General features: G+C 43.5%; 2 protein-coding genes. Both read left to right on the top strand.

Annotated elements, in window-relative coordinates; all coding sequences use genetic code 11:
- Positions 1-171 precede the first annotated feature (171 nt).
- Entirely contained in the window at positions 172-504 is a 333-nt protein-coding gene (locus tag FEM54_RS32730; protein ID WP_017134605.1) for a hypothetical protein, read from the top strand.
- A gap of 205 nt (positions 505-709) precedes the next feature.
- Positions 710-1,093, top strand: a complete 384-nt coding sequence (locus FEM54_RS32725; RefSeq protein WP_017134606.1) for a hypothetical protein — start codon at positions 710-712, stop codon at positions 1,091-1,093.
- The last annotated feature ends 180 nt before the right edge of the window (positions 1,094-1,273 follow it).

Here is a 1,273-nt window from a genome sequence, read left to right as displayed (position 1 = left end):
GCCTTGAACGATTCTTTTATTAAAATAATTGTTGACCGAATTGATGTGACCTTTCATTAAAAATCCAACTACCAAAACTACCCATCTAGGCCTCTGACGATTGACAACCTAAATCCTAACCAACGCGCCCTAAAAAACCGGGACCACTCACGTTAACAAGAGTATAGAAAAGTGAAACTTATCTGCACGCCTTTGACTAAAGAAGCGATGATTCTATTAGACACTGACGAATGCCCAATCTCGTTATTGGCGAATTGCCCCCTGACCCATACAGAATATCAGCAGTTAATGGGATCAGGGGTTATCGACAAAATCAACAATTCGCTTGGAAAGATGATCGACGATTATGAAGACGAGAGCATCAACACCAATGAAGACCTCAAAAAATCACTATATATACTAGAAAATCATTCAATACCCGAAAACCAAGAGCTGGCAAGAAAAATAATCAAACTCAACAAACTGGCAATTGACAACAACACCGGGCTGTATTTCTTTTTTTAAACCATCACATGTATTGGCACAGGTAGTAGCACAACCAAGCTGCAAACAGCGCTAGTAACAGCTTTATTTTTATGACGAACCCATTTTTATCGTAACTGCAAACGACTACAGTGCTAAACAGACAGGGTTGATGCCGAATGCAAGAAAATCGAATCATTACCAAAACACTCACACGAAAACCGGCAATCTCCCACTCGGAAAAAACATGAAAATTGTAGTGATCGATACATTTTCCTATCTGAACGTATTGCACGTAAAATTCCATTCACCCTTCGGAGATGGCACTGCACTATGGAGCGATACTGCGCCAAAAATCGGTGAAATTATCGACGTTGAGTTTGATTTTGAGGAGGTTTTCTCATGGAATATAAACGTGAAGCCAACCGCTGAAAAATCTTCAAAAATCAAAATGGAGAACAGCCTCATCCAAATAACCGCCGAGCTGGTCCAAGCTGACGAAGAAGGATGTGTAGCATTAAAGCTCGGTGATTCAATAATCCTAATTGAGTTGGACGGTCCCATACCTCAGAAATCAGGATTTGTTGAACTCAGCGCTACCGCAATTCAACTTTACCCAACACATATTTAGTCCACATAAGTCACACGCTCAAACCGGGGCCACACACCGCAGCCCCGATCCATTTTCAACTCATAACCGGCGCAGCCCCCACCTGCACCCCACGCCCACTCGCGGCCATCTCAAACAACCCCTCCACCCGCGCTTGCTCCACCGCGCTCGGCTTGATCATCAGCGCGCACACCACAAAAA

The organism is Pseudomonas edaphica (assembly GCF_005863185.1).
GTDB lineage: Bacteria > Pseudomonadota > Gammaproteobacteria > Pseudomonadales > Pseudomonadaceae > Aquipseudomonas > Aquipseudomonas edaphica.
This window is presented reverse-complemented; position numbering and strand designations above follow the sequence as displayed.

Bases quoted from the DNA above. Each gene is read 5' to 3' on its own strand.
- FEM54_RS32725 (WP_017134606.1), top strand. From the start codon at position 710: ATGAAAATTGTAGTGATCGATACATTTTCCTATCTGAACGTATTGCAC.